This window comes from Streptomyces sp. WMMC1477 (assembly GCF_027460245.1).
Lineage (GTDB): Bacteria > Actinomycetota > Actinomycetes > Streptomycetales > Streptomycetaceae > Streptomyces.
On sequence record NZ_JAPZBD010000003.1, the window covers coordinates 2,337,608 to 2,352,573 of the forward strand.

The following is a 14,966-nucleotide window of genomic DNA, read 5'->3' on the forward strand; positions in this document are numbered from 1 at the left end:
CAGGCCAGCGCAGCGTCGGACCCGGTCGCCCCGGTGCCCGCGCTGTCGGGCGGCGTGAATCGACGTCTCGCGCTCACACGGCATAGTTGACGAGCCACACCCCACACCCGTCGAGAAGGCAGGATGAGGCACGTTATCGTCATCGGAACGTCAGGCGCGGGGAAAAGCACCCTGGCCAAGCGGCTGTCGCGTCGGCTCGGCGTGGTGCACGTGGAACTCGACGCCTTCGCCCACGGTCCCGGCTGGAAGCCCGTTCCACAGGAGGGCTTCCAGCGCGCCGTGGAAGAGCACCTGGCCTCGGGCGGCTGGGTGTGCGACGGCAACTACTTCGGCCGGACGGCGTGGCTCTGGGAGCAGGCGGACACGGTCATCTGGCTCGACATGCCCCTGCACCTCGTGCTCCCCCGCCTGGCCCGGCGGTCGCTCCGACGCATCCTGACACGCGAGCGGCTCTGGAACGGCAACCGCGAGAACTGGTCAGCTCTGCTAGGGAAGGAGTCGGTACTCACCTGGGCCGCCGCCTCGCACCGCCGGCACGCCGTCGACCTCCCACCCCGGCTGGCGGCATGGGAGCGGGACGGTATGACCGTAGTTCGCCTGCGGTCGCCCCGCGAGGTGAGGATCTGGTGGCGACGGACGTTCCCCGAGGCTCCCACCATGGACCACCAGGCCGAGAACGAAGAGGAAAACCCGTAGCCCTCGCTTCCGCACCAGCGAGCGTCGGGACCGCGGGAGTCGCGTCGTGGGGCTCTTCCACGCCAGAACGGCAGACAGCCACCCATACGCGGCCGCGCCCTCACCAACGGTAACTGCGATCACGTCGAACAGGCCGGCGGGCAACGTCGCCCGCCGGACCACCGTGCATGACTGCCCCGCGCAGCCAGGCCACTCCTCACGGGCGACTCCGTAGGAGACGGAGACATCGAGCGACTCTCGGGGATCTTCGGTTGCCGGGTTTACGTGCGTTGCCGCCACCAGCATTCCCAGTTCAGGCTGCGGGAGTCGAGGTACTTCTGGAAGGCCGTCGGGGGTCTGGGACTGTAGGCATGGATGGGTGCGCGTGAGGCGAGGCGCTCGATGTTGACGGCGACGCCGATCAGCACATGCTGGACGTGGGTTTCGCGGAGGCCGGGGCCGCGGCTGCGGCGGACCTGGTGGCCGTTGACGAGTTCGCAGATGGTCCTTCGACTCCGGGCCGGGTGGCGTAGAGCCGTTTCCACCGGCGGTCCTGCGGGTCGGTGCGGTTGCGGGCCTGGAGTTCGCGCAGGTGGCGGAGGAGGAAGTTCACCGTGCGCACTGAGGTTCCCCGTGTGCAGACAGGCCGGTCGGGGCACGGGTTGCACTGGGTGGGATGGAACCGGGCAGCCGTATAGAGGGCCATGACCGGGGGCTTCGGTCCAGTTTCTGCTGGTCTGACCGTTCGGGCAGGTGACTTGGCGCCGGTCGAAGTCGATGGTGAAGTCGTCCCTGGTGAAGCCGGTCTGTGTTTTGCGCTGCCAGGCCCGGCCATGGTGCCCATGGCCTTCGCGGTTAGCTCCTGGCGCTCAGGAAGGTGCATCACCGTGGTGGATCTCCTGCCGGTGTGCCCCATGCCATGGAGCGAAGCCCAGTATCCGTGACGGGCGAGGACTATCGAATCGGGCTGGTGGATCACCCAACGCCCGATATCGGGCGGAACGATGAGCATCGCAAGGTGCCCGGGAGCCGAGCGCTCCGGATCACGCAACTTGTCGTATGTCTCGATGTCCAAGTCGAAGCTGAAGCTGCTACGGACGGTGCGCGGGCTCTGCGTGCACTTGAGTTGGATGTCGACCATGAGACCGCGCGAGCGGAGAGTGACGTCCCCTCGTCCTTGTCCACGTTCCAGTCACAGATCGTGTATCCGCCCTGTGTGGCCAAGGCGTGCACGAAGGCACGACTGACTTGTTCCTTCTGCCAGCTCGTGGCCTCTGCGGCCATGCCACCCCCCTGGTCGCGTGATCGCGAGGATAGGCGGGCCCGTTGGGTGAGGGAAGAGGGCGTGGAACGGGCTCGATCCGGCATTCCTGACAGCGGTCAGGTCGGCGACCGCACGGGGTCCGTGGTCGGGCTGCACCACGCTGTGGTCGCGGAGACGGCAGCGTGTGGGAGAGCGCCGGCCAAGATCTTCTCCCGGACTTCTCCCACACGATCTCCAGAAACGACTCAGGGCCACCGACTCACGTGAGTCGGTGGCCCTGACCTGTGTTTCTTCAGTCGGGGTGGCGGGATTTGAACCCACGACCTCTTCGTCCCGAACGAAGCGCGCTGCCAAGCTGCGCCACACCCCGAAGCAACGGGGACTACTTTAGCCCACGCTCGCGTGAGCGCGAAATCCGGTTCCGCGAGGAGCAGCGGCGGTCAGCGGGACCGGGGGGTGAGGGTGAGGAGGGTGGCCTCGGGGGGGCAGGCGAAGCGGGCCGGGGTGTAGCGGTTGGCGCCGCAGCCGGCGGAGACGTGGAGGTAGGCGCGGCGGTCGTCGACGGTGTGGGTGGAGAGGCCGCGGGCGCGGGCGGTGTCGATGTCGCAGTTGGTGACGAGGGCGCCGTAGCCGGGGATGCGGAGCTGGCCGCCGTGGGTGTGGCCGGCGAGGATGAGGGGGTAGCCGTCGCCGGTGAAGGCGTCGAGGCTGCGCAGGTAGGGGGCGTGGACCACGGCGAGGCTGAGGTCGGCCCCGGGGTCGGGGCCGCCGGCGACCTGGTGGTAACGGTCGCGCTTGATGTGGGGGTCGTCGAGCCCGGTGAGGGCGAGGTCGCAGCCCTCGAGCTTGATGCGGCCGCGGGCGTTGGTGAGGTCGGCCCAGCCGGAGGCGTCGAAGGCGTCCCGCATGGGTTCCCAGGGGTTGTGGACGGCGCCGACGGCCGGGGGGTTGCCGTTGAGGCCGTGGCGGCCGCTGGCCTTCTCCATGAGGTAGCGGGCGGGGTTGCGCAGGCGGGGGCCGTAGTAGTCGTTGGAGCCGAAGACGTAGGCGCCGGGGTAGGCCATGAGGGGGCCGAGGGCGTCGAGGAGCTCGGGGACGGCCTCGGGGTCGGAGAGGTTGTCGCCGGTGTTGACGACGAGATCCGGGTGCAGGGCCGCGAGGGACTGGAGCCAGCGCCGCTTGCGCCGCTGGCCGCTGACCATGTGGATGTCGGAGACCTGGAGCAGCCGCAGGGGGCGCATTCCGGGGGGCAGGACGGGGACGCTGATCCGGCGCAGGCGGAAGGCGCGGGGCTCGATGCCCACCGCGTAGCCGACGCAGGCCGCTCCGAAGGCGGCCACACCCAGGGGTACTCCGTATCGCACGCGCATCCCTCCATCGTCTCAGAGGGATCGGAGGGCGGGACGATCAAGGGGAGGGGGACTGCTCGGCTCGGGGGACGTCGGTGGTTCCGGGGGCCGCGGGGCTCTCGGGTCAGGTGGTGGCCGTGGCCACCGCGGCGCCGTAGCCGGTGGGGGCGTGGACGTCGGTGATCGTCCAGCCGGGGAGGGCGGCGGCGGTGGGGCCGGAGCCGACGTAGTCGAGGCCGGGGTCGCGGGCGAGGCCGATGCCGAGGCCCTTGAGGTAGGCCTCCTTGCGGGTCCAGGTGCGGGTGAACGCGGTGGGGGCCTCGCGGGGCGGCAGGGCGCGCAGCTCGGCGGCCTCGCGGGGGTGGAGCGCCCGGATGACGTTGTCGACGGTGTCCGGGGACGGGAGGGCCTCGACGTCGGCGCCGACGGGAACGGTGGCGACGGCGACGAGGGCGAGGTCGCCGGTGTGGGAGAGCGAGAAGTGGAGGGGCGAGCCGGCGACGGCGGGACGGCCGTGGGGTTCGCCGCAGCCGGGGCAGGTGAGCCGGGTGAAGGGGACGGACTGGGGGGGCCGGTCGAGGTGGCCGGCGAGCAGCAGGCGCAGCGTCACGTGTGAGGTGACGTAGAGGGCGCGGTCGGCCTCGCGGCGGAAGGAGGCGGCTTGAGCGGTCTCGGTGGGGTCGAGGACGTCCCGGGCGAGCCGGGCGGCTTCGGGGCCCAGGGCGGCGACACGCGCCGTCCACAGGGCGGGTGTGCCGTCCTCGGCCAGCGGCGCGGGCCGCAACCGGGTCTGTAGGGACGTCAGTTCCGTCGGCTTGTACACAGGGCTCCCCTCCCGTGCCGGTGTGTCGTTCGTGATCGTACGGCCTGTAGGGCGGGCGGGTGTGGCGGTCGGGGGTTTATCCGGACGCGTGTGGGGGTGATTGCTGGCAGACTGACGGGCATGACCACCCTCAAGTCCCGGCTGCAGGATGATCTGACCGCAGCGATCAAGGAGCGCGACGAGCTGCGCTCCTCCACTCTCCGGATGGCCCTGTCCGAGATCAGTAAGGAGGAGGTGGCGGGCAAGGAGGCCCGCCAGCTCTCCGACGACGAGGTGCTGAAGGTCCTCACGCGCGAGACGAAGAAGCGCCGTGAGGCGGCCGAGGCATTCGACAAGGGCGGCCGGGCGGATTCGGCCGAGCGGGAGCGGGCCGAGGGCCGGGTGCTGGTCGAGTACCTGCCCGCGCAACTGACGGACCAGGAGCTCGACGCCCTGGTGGCCGCGGCGGTCGCGGAGACGGGCGCGGAGGGGCCGAAGGCGATGGGTCAGGTCATGAAGGCCGTGAACCCGAAGGTGGCGGGGCGCGCGGAGGGCGGCCGGGTGGCCGCCGCCGTGAAGAAGGCCCTCACGGGCTGAGCCGCCCTCGTGGAACCGACCCGCGTCCCCTCCGCCGTCCGCCCCCGTTGCCGTCCCACCGGGCGCCTCGGCTGACGGACGCCTCCGCGGCTGACGGACGCTTCCGGCCGCCTCGTCCGGGTGCCTTTCGGTCCGGTGAGAGCGTGACGGCTCCGGCGTGACGCGACGACGACGGGCCCGCTCCCGAGGAGCGGGCCCGTCGTCGTGGTGCCGTTACCGGGGGCTCGGCGGGTAGCCCGGCTCTCCGGTGGTGCCGCCCCAGCCGCCGTCGGTGGTGCCGCCGGTCGTGCCGCCGTCGGTGGTGCCTCCGTCCGTGGTGCCTCCGTCGGTCCAGCCACCGCTGCCGTTACCGCCGCCGTTGCCGTTGCCGCCGGTCAGCGGGTCCCAGGGGAACTCGGGCCATTCCGGGTCGCCGGGGGGCGGGGGCCCGCCGGGGCGGCCGTCGTCGCGGTCGTCGTCCTTGGGCTTCTTGTCCTTGTCCGGCTTGGCGCGCGGCACCTTGACCGGGTTGAAGGCGGAGGCGGGCACGCCCTCCAGGGCGCCGGACATGGCTGTCCGCCAGATGGGGCCGGGCAGGCCGCCGCCGCTGACCTTGGCGTAGTACTGGCCGCCGATGGTGATGTCGAACATCGACACCTTCTCGGCGCCGTCGCCGCCGACCCAGACGGCGGTGGAGAGCTCCGGCGTGTAGCCGACGAACCAGGCGTTGCGCCGTTCGTCGGTCGTGCCCGTCTTGCCCGCGGTCTCGCGGCCGGGCAGGCCGGCTGAGGTGCCGGTGCCGTCCTCGACGACGCCCTTGAGCATCTGGTTGATCGTGTCGGCCGTCTTCGGGGCCATGGCGGAGCTGCAGTTCGGGCCCGGGGGCCGCAGTTCGTTTCCTTCGGCGTCCGTCACGGACTCGATCGCCATCGGCTCGCAGTACGTGCCGCGGTTGGCGAAGGTGGCGTAGGCGGCGGCCATGGTCAGCGGGCTGCTGGGCTGGGCGCCGAGGGCCATGGAGGGCTGGATGTCCAGGGGCTTGCCCGAACCCTGGGTGATGCCCATGGCCTTGGCCATCTTGGCCGTCTGGCACATGCCGGTCTTCTGCAGGAGGTCGATGGCGTAGGTGTTGATGGACATGCCCAGCGCGCTGGTCATGTCCCAGGTGCCGCGCTCGGTCTTCAGCTCGTTGGGGACGTCGTACTTCTCCTGGTTGTACGGCTGTCCGTCGCACGTGGTGAACTTCGACAGGTCGAACTCGTGCTTGTAGTCGCTCTTGAACGTGTGGGCCGGGCTGATGCCCTTCTCCAGTGCGGCGGCGGCGACCACAGGCTTGAACGTGGAGCCGACCTGGAAACCGAACGTCGAGCCGCCCATGTCGTGGTTGACGGACAGGTTGAGCATGGTCTGGTGCTTCTCGGCGTTGAACCCGTACGGCCGGGACTGGGCCATGGCGACGATCTTGCCGGTGCCGGGTTCGATGGAGACGACGGCGGCGGCGACCTCGTCGTCGGGGTTGACCTTGCTCTTGGACGCGGCGGCCGCGGCGGCCTGGGCCTTGGGCTGGAGCGTGGTGCGGATGGTGAGGCCGCCGCGGTTCCAGCGGGCGAGCCGTTCCTTGTCCGTCTTGCCGAAGGCCGGGTTCCTGAGGAAGGCCTTGGCGACGTAGTCGCAGAAGAAGCCGGCCTCGTCGGCGGCGGTGATGCAGCCCTGGCGGGGGGCGCTGACGTCGAGGCCGAGCTCCTTGGCCTGGGCGGCCTCAAACTCCTCGGGCGTGATGTCGCCGACCTCGGCCATGCGCCGCAGCACCGTGTCGCGGCGCTCCTTGGCGTTCCCCGGGAAGCCGACCGGGTTGTACTTGCTCGGGTTCTGGACGATGCCGGCCAGCAGGGCGGCCTCGTGCAGTTCCAGGTCCTTGGCGGGCTTGGAGAAGTAGCGCTGGGCGGCGGCCTCGACGCCGTAGGCCTGCTCGGAGAAGTACGTGATGTTGAGGTAGTTCTCCAGGATCTGGTCCTTCGTCAGCTCCTGTTCCAGCGCGATGGCGTACTTCAGCTCGGTGATCTTGCGGCCGAGGGTCTTCCGGGTGGCGTACTCGAAGGCCTCTTCCTCGTTGCCCGCCTCCTCGACGAAGACGTTCTTCACGTACTGCTGGGTCAGGGTGGACCCGCCCTGGGTGACCTCGCCGCTCTGGGCGTTGCGGGTCAGGGCGCGCAGGAGGCCCTTGAGGTCGACGGCGCCGTGCTCGTAGAAGCGGGAGTCCTCGATGGCGACGATCCCCTTCCGCATCCACGGGGAGATGTCGTCCAGGGGGACGACGACCCGGTTGCGCGAGTAGACGTCGGCGATCAGCCCGCCCTCGGCGTCGAGGATGCGGGTCTTCTGGCTGAGCGGGGGCCGCTTGAGGTCGATCGGCAGTTCCTCGAAGCCCTGCGCCGTCTCCTTGGCCGTGAGGCCCGCGATGCCGACGGCGGGCAGGGCGATCCCGGCCGCGACCGCTCCGGCGAGGACGCTGACGCCGAGGAACTTGGCGGCCTGCTGCGTCGCGGACAGCCCACCGCCCGAGCGTTTGTTTGCCATGCGGGCAAGGGTAGCCCGACGCCCCGCCGCTCCCCCAGCGCCACAGGCTTCGCGGGCTGCCGCGCGACCGGGTTCGCGGGTCCTCCGGGTCGACCGGCGTCGACCGGCGTCGTCCGCACGTCCTCCGCGCGTGGGGGTCGTTCAACTGAGGGGCGAGAGAGGAAGTCGCCGAACATGCGTGGGAAAAGAGCGAACACGGGTGCGGGTGTTCGGCTAGGGTGGCCGCGCGCGGGGGCCGTAACGTCCGGAATCTCACTCCTGTGAGTGATGAGAGCCGTCCGGATGGGCGTCATATGACAGACGACTGGTCGCCCGGACGCGTGGCAAGCCGCCCGACGTGGGGTCACTCCGTTGGGTGATGTCCCGCGCACGCATAGTCCGTTCGGGCCATTCAAGATTGGGCCCGACGGGGGTGTTGTCGCTTGCTCGCCTTCCGTAACGTCCTCAACCGGCGACGGTGCATATGCCGTTTGTCGCCGTGGGGGAGCCTCGATTTCGGGAGAGGACGGCACCAGCATGAGTAGCTGGGCAACCGACTGGAGTACGCAGGCCGCCTGCCGTACGACTGATCCGGATGAACTGTTCGTGCAAGGCGCGGCCCAGAATCGAGCCAAGGCAGTGTGTACCGGATGTCCGGTACGCACCGAATGCCTGGCCGATGCCCTGGACAACCGCGTGGAGTTCGGCGTCTGGGGAGGCATGACCGAGCGGGAGCGGCGGGCGCTGCTGCGCCGACGCCCCACGGTCACGTCCTGGCGCCGGCTGCTGGAGACGGCCCGGGCGGAGTACGAGTCCTTCGGGCAGGGCTACGCGGAGTCGCCGCCCGGCCAGGCGGAGGTGCCGGTCGCGGCGGTCTGAAGGGTCGCCGCCGCCGCGCTGGTGAGGTCCGCGCCAGGGGGAGGCGCGGGGTCGGCCGGTGCGGCCGCGCGGCGCGGAGCACCGTGCGGGCAGAGGGTGGCCCCTGCCCGCAGGGTGCGGGGTGCGGGTGCTCGTGGCCGGTCGCGCGGTGCCCCGCGCCCTTGGCGGAGCGCCCGTTCAGGGGCGCTGGGCGGCGAGGCGCTCGCCGATGTCGCGCAGCCCCGCCAGGTTGTGGACGTCACCGGGCAGCGCGGCCACCTCGGCCACCGGCACCTCCGGGTGCAGCGTGGTGAAACGATCCCGCATCCGGCGCTCGCGGGCGATGACGCGCATCCGCTCGGCGTGCAGGGTCAGCAGCCCCGCCGCGAGTTCGTGGTGCTCGCCGTCACCGGCGGCGTCCTCCAGGGCCTCCGCCGCCGCCAGGGCGCGTTCGGCGCCCAGGGTGTCGGCGTCGCTGCCGTGGACGCGGTTGAGCAGCAGCCCGGCCAGGGGCATGCGGTCGGCGTGCAGCCGCTCGACGAAGTACGCCGCCTCCCGCAGGGCGTCCCGCTCGGGCGCGGCGACGACGAGGAACGCGGTGCCCGGGGCCTGGAGCAGCCGGTAGGTGGCATCCGCCCGGGTGCGGAAGCCGCCGAACATGGTGTCCATGGCCGCGACGAAGGTCTGGACGTCGCGCAGCATGCCGGCGCCCAGGAGCTTGCCGAGCGCCCCCGTGACCATCGACACGCCCGTCATGCCGAGACTGAACATCTTCAGCCCGGCCTTGCCGCCCGCCTTCGCCGGTGCGGACAGGAGCCGGATGAACCGGCCGTCGAGGAAGGACCCGAGGCGGCCGGGGGCGTCGAGGAAGTCCAGCGCGCTCCGGCTGGGCGGGGTGTCGACGATGACGAGGTCCCAGGTGTCGCGGGCCCGCAGCTGGCCGAGCTTCTCCATCGCCATGTACTCCTGCGTCCCGGCGAAGCCGGCCGACAGGGACTGGTAGAAGGGGTTCTCCAGGATCGCGCGGGCCCGCTGCGCGTCCGCGTGCGCCTCGACGATCTCGTCGAACGTGCGCTTCATGTCCAGCATCATCGCGTGCAGTTCGCCGCCCTTGGCGGTGTCGACACCGGGCACCCGCCGGGGCGTGTTGTCCAGCTCCGTCAGCCCCATGGACTGCGCCAGCCGACGCGCCGGGTCGATGGTCAGGACGACGACCTTCCGGCCGCGCTCCGCCGCCCGCACGCCCAGGGCGGCGGCGGACGTCGTCTTGCCGACGCCGCCCGCGCCGCAGCACACCACGATGCGGGTGTCCGGGTCGTCCAGCAGCGGGTCGGTCTCCAGTATCGGTACGTCCCGCAGGGTCTCCGGGCTCATGCTCCGGCTCCTTCCGGCTCGCCGCCGTCCGTCCGGTGGTCCTCGGAGAGGTTCCGGTGTGCCGCGTCGTCCGGGCGTCCGCGGCGGCCCGGGGCGCCGACGTGGTCCGCCGCGCCGAGGTCGCCCGCCGCGCCGAGGCGGCCCGCCGCGTCCAGGCCGCGGGTGCGCACCTGCGCGGCCAGCTCGTACAGGCCCGCGAGGTCGACGCCGTCCCACAGCAGCGGCAGTTCCAGCGTGGGCAGGCCCAGCGCGGCGATCTCCTCCCTCCGCAGCGCCTCCAGCCGTACCCGCTCGGCGTGCTCCCCGGCCTGCCGGAGCAGCGGCTCCACCAGGCGCCGGGCACCGACGCCGCTGCGCTCGCCGCCCAGCCCCGCCGCGGCGAACGCCTCGGCCAGGTCGGGGCGCAGGTCCTCGGCCGCGGCCAGGGCGGCGGCGTCCAGCACCGCGGGGCGCGCCAGGTTGACCACGACCGCGCCCACCGGCAGCCCGGCGCCGCGCAGTTCGGCGACCCCGTCGACCGTCTCCTGCACCGGCATCTCTTCCAGGAGCGTCACCAGGTGCACCGCGGTCTCCCGGGACTTGAGCACCCGCATGACGGCCTGGGCCTGGTTGTGCACGGGGCCGACGCGGGTGAGCCCGGCCACCTCGTCGTTGACGCCGAGGAACCGGGTGATGCGGCCCGTCGGCGGGGCGTCCATGACGACGGCGTCGTAGACGAAGGCGCCGTCCCGGTCGCGTCGGCGGACCGCCTCGCACGCCTTGCCGGTCAGCAGCACGTCGCGCACGCCGGGGGCGATGGTGGTGGCGAAGTCGATGGCGCCGATCTTCTTCAGCGCGCGGCCCGCGCCGCCGAGCTTGTAGAACATCTGGAGGTAGTCCAGCAGGGCCCGTTCGGCGTCGATGGCCAGGGCGTACACCTCACCGCCCCCGGCGGCCACGGCGATCTTGCGCTCCTCGTAGGGGAGCGCCTCGGTCTCGAAGAGCTGTGCGATGCCCTGTCGTCCCTCCACCTCCACGAGGAGTGTGCGCTTCCCGGCGTCCGCCAGGGCCAGCGCGAGTGCGGCGGCGACCGTCGTCTTGCCGGTACCGCCCTTGCCGGTGACCACATGCAGCCTGCTCACCCTGCGAGCGTAACGAGTGGGCCCCAGCCGTTACGCTCAGGCCCATGACGAAGTGGGAATACGCAACGGTGCCGCTCCTCGTGCACGCGACCAAGCAGATCCTGGACACCTGGGGCGAGGACGGCTGGGAGCTCGTCCAGGTCGTGCCGGGCCCGAACAACCCCGAGCAGCTCGTGGCCTACCTCAAGCGGGAGAAGGCGTGAGCGCGGGCCGCGTCGAGGCGAAGCTCGCCGAGCTGGGCCTGAAGCTGCCCGAGGTCGCGGCGCCGCTGGCCGCGTACGTTCCGGCCGTGCGAACGGGTCCGTACGTCTACACGGCCGGTCAGCTTCCCCTGGTGGACGGCTCGCTGCCGGCCACGGGCAAGGTGGGCAGCGAGGTCTCGCCGGAGCGGGCGAAGGAGCTGGCGGCCGTCTGCGCGCTGAACGCCCTGGCGGCCGTCAAGTCCGTCGCCGGTGACCTGGACCGGATCGTCCGGGTGGTGAAGGTCGTCGGCTTCGTCGCCTCCGCCCCGCACTTCACCGGCCAGCCCGGGGTCGTCAACGGCGCGAGCGAGCTGCTGGGCGAGGTGCTCGGCGACGCGGGCGTCCACGCGCGCAGCGCGGTCGGCGTCTCCGTCCTGCCCATCGACGCACCGGTGGAGATCGAGATCCAGGTCGAGCTGGGGTAAGCCTGGCCGGGGCGCCACCTGCGCTCGGGAGGTCTGCGCCAGAGGCGCAGGGCTGGCAAGCGCAGCCCCGGCACCGGGGGCGCCCCTGCCCGCGCGTCGCCGCCTGCCGGTGCGTCGTGGCCGCTCGCGCAGTTCCCCGCGCTCCTGCGGGGGCGCGGGCTAGAACGGACAGGTGAGGGTCTGGGCTGCGGCGCGCAGGCGGCCCTCGACGGCGGCGCAGACCGCCTCGACGGCCGGGCCGCCGTCGGCGGCCCGGCGGCCGGGCGGACGCCTGCGGACCGCACCCGACAGCGCCGCGAGCGCGTCCGCGTGGGGCCCGTGCGGCGGTGTCGGGGCCGGCGCGGTCGGCAGGCAGCGGCCGTACCGGGCGCCGAACCGGCCGCGCACGCACTCGAGCCGCCCCTCGGCCAGCAGCCGGGCGAGCACCGCCTCGTAGACGGACGGCGCCAGATGCTCGACGCAGCCCTCCAGGCAGCGGCCCCGCCCGGTCAGCAGCAGGGCGCCCAGCACCCCGTCGGCGACGGGGTCCTCGACGCGGGCGGCGGACCGGACGGTGACGCCGTCGGGCCGGACCGCCACGCGTCCGATGAACGCCAGGTCGACGAGGACGGCACCGGCGGCGCCCAGCCCCAGTTCGGTGCGCCACCGGTCCGGCCGCCCTCCGGTCGTCTCCGCCGCGTGCAGCAGCAGGGCGTCGGCGAGGCGGCCGGTCGCGGTGGGCGGCCGGATCACTCGGGGCGGTCCGTGCGGGTCGGGTATCCCTTGCGCTTCCAGTACTCCAGGCCGCCGATCATCTCCTTGACCCGGAACCCGAGCGCCGCGAGCTTGGCCGCCGCGCGGGTGGCGCCGTTGCAGGCCGGGTCCCAGCCGTAGACGACGTGGACGGCGTCCCGGTCGAGCCCGGCGACGGACTCGGCGTCGATGTGCTGGTGCGGGAGGCTGATCGCCCCGGGCAACCGCTCCTTCGCGTACGCCTCGGGCAGCCGGGCGTCGACGACGACCAGGCCCGCGACCTCGGCCTCGATGTCGTGGTGGAGGTCGAACGGGTCGGTCTCGCAGGCCAGCCGGGCGTCCCGGAAGTACTCCACCGCCCGCTCCGGCGCGGCCGGTTCGGTGCTCAGGACGCGGCTGGGGCGGTGGTAGCGGATGGGACGGTAGTCGGCGAGCCGCCGGAAGTCGCGGTAGGCGGCCTCGTAGTCCTTGTTGAGCACGAGGAAGGTGCCGCCGTTGGCGATGAGCGAGTTGCTCTTCTCGATCTCCTCGCCGACCTCCACCTTCCAGGTCATCTCGACGTCGCTCTCGAGCTCGGGCTCGATGAGCTCGGCGACGATGCCGTGGCTCTTGGGCACGACGCCGTCGTAGCAGTAGATCTGCTCGGCGTCCCAGGGGCGGCTGCGCACCCCGCTCTCGATCTGGAAGGCGAGGTTGACGAAGGCGATGGCGTAGTTGCGCTGCATGGCGGCAAGCCCGGCCATGCCCTTGAAGCGGGCGCCGACCTCCAGGAACACGAGTTCGTCGTCAGCCGTCCGGAACAGCTCCAGGTGGGAGGCCCCGTCGATGCGGCCCAGGGCGTCCATGGCCTGCTCGCCGAAGGCCACCATGCGGGCGACGCGCGGGTCGGAGTCGATGAGGTTGATGTCGGCGTTGACCTTGCCGCCGGGGATCTCCATCGAGTTGACGAGGTACTCGGTGACGCCGCCGAAGACGGTCTTCCCCTCCTCGGTGACGATGTTGACGCTGTACATCGCGCCCTCGACGAACTCCTCGTACTCGTAGTCCCGTCCGAAGTCGGCGGGCAGGCGCTCGAACTCCGCCGAGTCGGCGATCTTGAGGACGCCCTCCGAGCCGGCCGCGTCGGTCGGCTTGAGGATGAAGGGCAGGCCGACCTCGCCGACGATCTCCTTGAAGTATCCGGCGCGGTCCTCCGCGTGCCGCTGGGGGGAGAAGACGCCGAACAGCGGTACCCGGACGCCGGCGTCGAGGAGCCGCTGCTTCATGAGCACCTTGTCGCGGTACGGCAGGATGTCGTCCAGGCCGGGGCCGCGGATGCCGAAGTGGGAGCGGATGGCCGCCGCGACGATCATGTTCTGCTCGTCGTAGCAGTGCAGGGTCAGCTCGTCCAGCGAAGTGCCGTCCAGCTCCTCCTCGACGGCTTTGCGGGCCGCGTCCTCGTCGACGAGCGAGGCCAGCATGGCGCTGGGGTCGGGGAGCCCGCACGGCACCACGTGGATCCGCTCGAACCAGCCGCGCTGCTCCTCGGAGAGGTTGACGACGTCCAGGTCGGAGAAGACCCCGACGAACCGCACGGACTCCGGCGACTCCAGCAGGTCGTACCGGAAGGCGGCGAACCCCCGGGTCGAGACGATGACTGCTGTCTTCATGCGGTCGTTGCTCCGTTCGTGGTCAGGTCGTGCTGGTCTTTCTGGTCGTTCCGGCCGGCCGGAACGGCGGCCGCGGGGTGCAGCTCGGCCAGGGAGTCGATGAGGATGGTGAGCCCCGCCGACAGGGAGACCTGGCTGATGGTGAGGGGCGGCAGGATCTTGAGGACCTCGTCGGCGCGGCCGCAGACCTCCACCACGAGCCCCTTCTCGAAGCAGCGCCGCGAGACCTCCGCGGCGTTGAGTCCGGGCACGCCGCTGACGTCGACGGCCTGCATCAGGCCGAGGCCGCGGACGCGGACGCCCAGTGGCTCGACGACCCGGCGCTGGAGCAGCTCGGTGACCAGCTCGCCCTTGGTCCGCACCCGCTGGCAGAACGTGTCGTCGCTCCAGTAGTGCCGCAGGGCGGACGCCGCCGCGACGAAGGCGAGCTGGTTGCCCCGGAAGGTGCCGTTGTGCTGGCCGGGCTGCCAGATGTCCAGCTCCGGCTTGAGGAGCAGGACCGCGAGCGGCAGCCCGTAGCCGCCGATCGACTTGGACAGCGTGACGAGGTCGGGAACGATCTCCGCCCGCTCGAAGGAGAAGAACGTCCCCGTCCGGCCGCAGCCCGCCTGGATGTCGTCGACGACGAGCAGGATGCCGTGCTCGTCGCACAGCTCGCGCAGGCCCTGGAGGAACGGCACGGGGGCCACCCAGACGCCGCCCTCGCCCTGCACGGTCTCCAGCAGCACCGCGGCCGGTTTCTCCACCCCGGAGCTGGGATCCTCCACCATGCGGCGGAGGAGGTCCAGGCTGTCGAACTCCCCGAGGGGGGAGTCCGGGTAGGGGATGTGGGTGACGTGGTTGAGCGTGGCGTGCAGCCCCTGGCGGAAGTAGCCGGAGGCCGTCGCCGCGAGCGAACCCGCACTGACACCGTGGAAACCGCCGCTGAACGCCACCACGTTGGTCCGGCCGGTGGCCAGCCGGGCCAGCTTCAGGGCCGCCTCGACGGCGTTGGTGCCCGTGGGCGAGGTGAACTGCACCTTGTAGTCCAGCCCGCGCGGGGTCAGGACGAAGGTGCGCAACGCGTCGAGGAAGTCGGCCTTGGCCGAGGTGGACAGGTCGAGGCCGTGCATCAGCCCGTCCCGCTCCAGGTAGCCGATCAGCTCCCGCTTGATGCAGTCCGGGCTGTGGCCGTAGTTGAGCGTGCCCGCTCCGGAGAGGAAGTCGATGTACCGCTCCCCCGACTCGGTGAACAGCAGGTCGCCCTTGGCGCTGGTGAAGATGCCCGGGAAGGACCGCGCGTAGGAGCGGACCCCGGACTCGACGGTCTCGAAGAGCGTCGGCGTGATGGTGTCAGTGGCCAC

Annotated in this window: 13 protein-coding genes, 1 tRNA gene and 2 pseudogenes; 5 read left to right on the forward strand and 11 right to left on the reverse strand. The window is 71.7% G+C overall.

Annotated elements, in window-relative coordinates; translation table 11 throughout:
- Positions 1–123 precede the first annotated feature (123 nt).
- On the forward strand, positions 124–696 hold the full coding sequence (locus O7609_RS10765) for an AAA family ATPase (RefSeq protein WP_269743482.1): 573 nt from the start codon (positions 124–126) through the stop codon (positions 694–696).
- A 260-nt stretch (positions 697–956) separates the two neighbouring features.
- Here O7609_RS10765 and O7609_RS10770 read toward each other — a convergent pair whose 3' ends face one another.
- The 5 genes and pseudogenes from O7609_RS10770 to O7609_RS10790 all read right to left on the reverse strand — a co-directional run bounded on the left by O7609_RS10770 (position 957) and on the right by O7609_RS10790 (position 4,111).
- Positions 957–1,220 carry a hypothetical protein gene (locus O7609_RS10770; RefSeq protein ID WP_269744407.1) on the reverse strand — a complete coding sequence of 88 codons (264 nt, stop codon included), beginning with the start codon at positions 1,218–1,220 and terminating at the stop codon, positions 957–959.
- Positions 1,220–1,816 (reverse strand): annotated as a pseudogene (locus tag O7609_RS24725) (DUF4365 domain-containing protein); the annotation flags it as partial. The pseudogene O7609_RS24725 and the gene O7609_RS10770, both read right to left, overlap by 1 nt.
- A 419-nt stretch (positions 1,817–2,235) precedes the next feature.
- Positions 2,236–2,309: transfer RNA gene (locus tag O7609_RS10780), tRNA-Pro, on the reverse strand.
- Positions 2,310–2,379: 70 nt separating this feature from the next.
- Positions 2,380–3,309: a metallophosphoesterase gene (locus O7609_RS10785; RefSeq protein WP_269743483.1), complete on the reverse strand. Its 930-nt coding sequence runs from the start codon at positions 3,307–3,309 to the stop codon at positions 2,380–2,382.
- A gap of 103 nt (positions 3,310–3,412) precedes the next feature.
- Complete coding sequence (locus O7609_RS10790; RefSeq protein ID WP_269743484.1) at positions 3,413–4,111, reverse strand: 4'-phosphopantetheinyl transferase family protein; 699 nt, start codon at positions 4,109–4,111, stop codon at positions 3,413–3,415.
- Between the two features lie 120 nt (positions 4,112–4,231).
- Between O7609_RS10790 and O7609_RS10795 the strand changes: the two genes are divergently transcribed.
- Positions 4,232–4,687: a GatB/YqeY domain-containing protein gene (locus O7609_RS10795; RefSeq protein ID WP_269734716.1), complete on the forward strand. Its 456-nt coding sequence runs from the start codon at positions 4,232–4,234 to the stop codon at positions 4,685–4,687.
- A 213-nt stretch (positions 4,688–4,900) separates the two neighbouring features.
- Here O7609_RS10795 and O7609_RS10800 read toward each other — a convergent pair whose 3' ends face one another.
- Positions 4,901–7,243 (reverse strand): transglycosylase domain-containing protein, encoded by a 2,343-nt coding sequence (locus O7609_RS10800; protein WP_269743485.1) that lies wholly within the window; start codon positions 7,241–7,243, stop codon positions 4,901–4,903.
- Between the two features lie 516 nt (positions 7,244–7,759).
- Between O7609_RS10800 and O7609_RS10805 the strand changes: the two genes are divergently transcribed.
- Positions 7,760–8,101 carry a WhiB family transcriptional regulator gene (locus O7609_RS10805; RefSeq protein WP_269734718.1) on the forward strand — a complete coding sequence of 114 codons (342 nt, stop codon included), beginning with the start codon at positions 7,760–7,762 and terminating at the stop codon, positions 8,099–8,101.
- 177 nt (positions 8,102–8,278) lie between these two features.
- Here O7609_RS10805 and O7609_RS10810 read toward each other — a convergent pair whose 3' ends face one another.
- Positions 8,279–9,454: an ArsA family ATPase gene (locus O7609_RS10810; protein WP_269743486.1), complete on the reverse strand. Its 1,176-nt coding sequence runs from the start codon at positions 9,452–9,454 to the stop codon at positions 8,279–8,281.
- A 152-nt stretch (positions 9,455–9,606) separates the two neighbouring features.
- A pseudogene (locus tag O7609_RS10815) lies at positions 9,607–10,575 on the reverse strand (ArsA-related P-loop ATPase); the annotation flags it as partial.
- A gap of 44 nt (positions 10,576–10,619) precedes the next feature.
- On the opposite strand from O7609_RS10815, the gene O7609_RS10820 reads away from it, so the two are divergent.
- The gene (locus tag O7609_RS10820; protein WP_003967454.1) at positions 10,620–10,778 is read left to right on the forward strand and encodes a DUF4177 domain-containing protein; all 159 of its coding nucleotides are present in this window, start codon (positions 10,620–10,622) and stop codon (positions 10,776–10,778) included.
- A complete protein-coding gene (locus O7609_RS10825; protein ID WP_269734721.1) occupies positions 10,775–11,242 on the forward strand; it encodes a RidA family protein in 468 nt (155 codons plus the stop codon). The genes O7609_RS10820 and O7609_RS10825 overlap by 4 nt, the downstream gene beginning before the upstream one ends.
- A 159-nt stretch (positions 11,243–11,401) precedes the next feature.
- On the opposite strand, the gene O7609_RS10830 is transcribed toward O7609_RS10825, so the two are convergent.
- The 3 genes from O7609_RS10830 to ectB are packed head-to-tail and all read right to left on the reverse strand — an operon-like array spanning position 11,402 to position 14,966.
- Complete coding sequence (locus tag O7609_RS10830) at positions 11,402–11,974, reverse strand: GOLPH3/VPS74 family protein (RefSeq protein ID WP_269743487.1); 573 nt, start codon at positions 11,972–11,974, stop codon at positions 11,402–11,404.
- The gene (locus O7609_RS10835) at positions 11,971–13,623 is read right to left on the reverse strand and encodes a rhodanese-like domain-containing protein (RefSeq protein WP_269743488.1); all 1,653 of its coding nucleotides are present in this window, start codon (positions 13,621–13,623) and stop codon (positions 11,971–11,973) included. The genes O7609_RS10830 and O7609_RS10835 overlap by 4 nt, the downstream gene beginning before the upstream one ends.
- Positions 13,620–14,966, reverse strand: a complete 1,347-nt coding sequence (gene ectB, locus O7609_RS10840) for a diaminobutyrate--2-oxoglutarate transaminase (protein WP_269734724.1) — start codon at positions 14,964–14,966, stop codon at positions 13,620–13,622. The genes O7609_RS10835 and ectB overlap by 4 nt, the downstream gene beginning before the upstream one ends.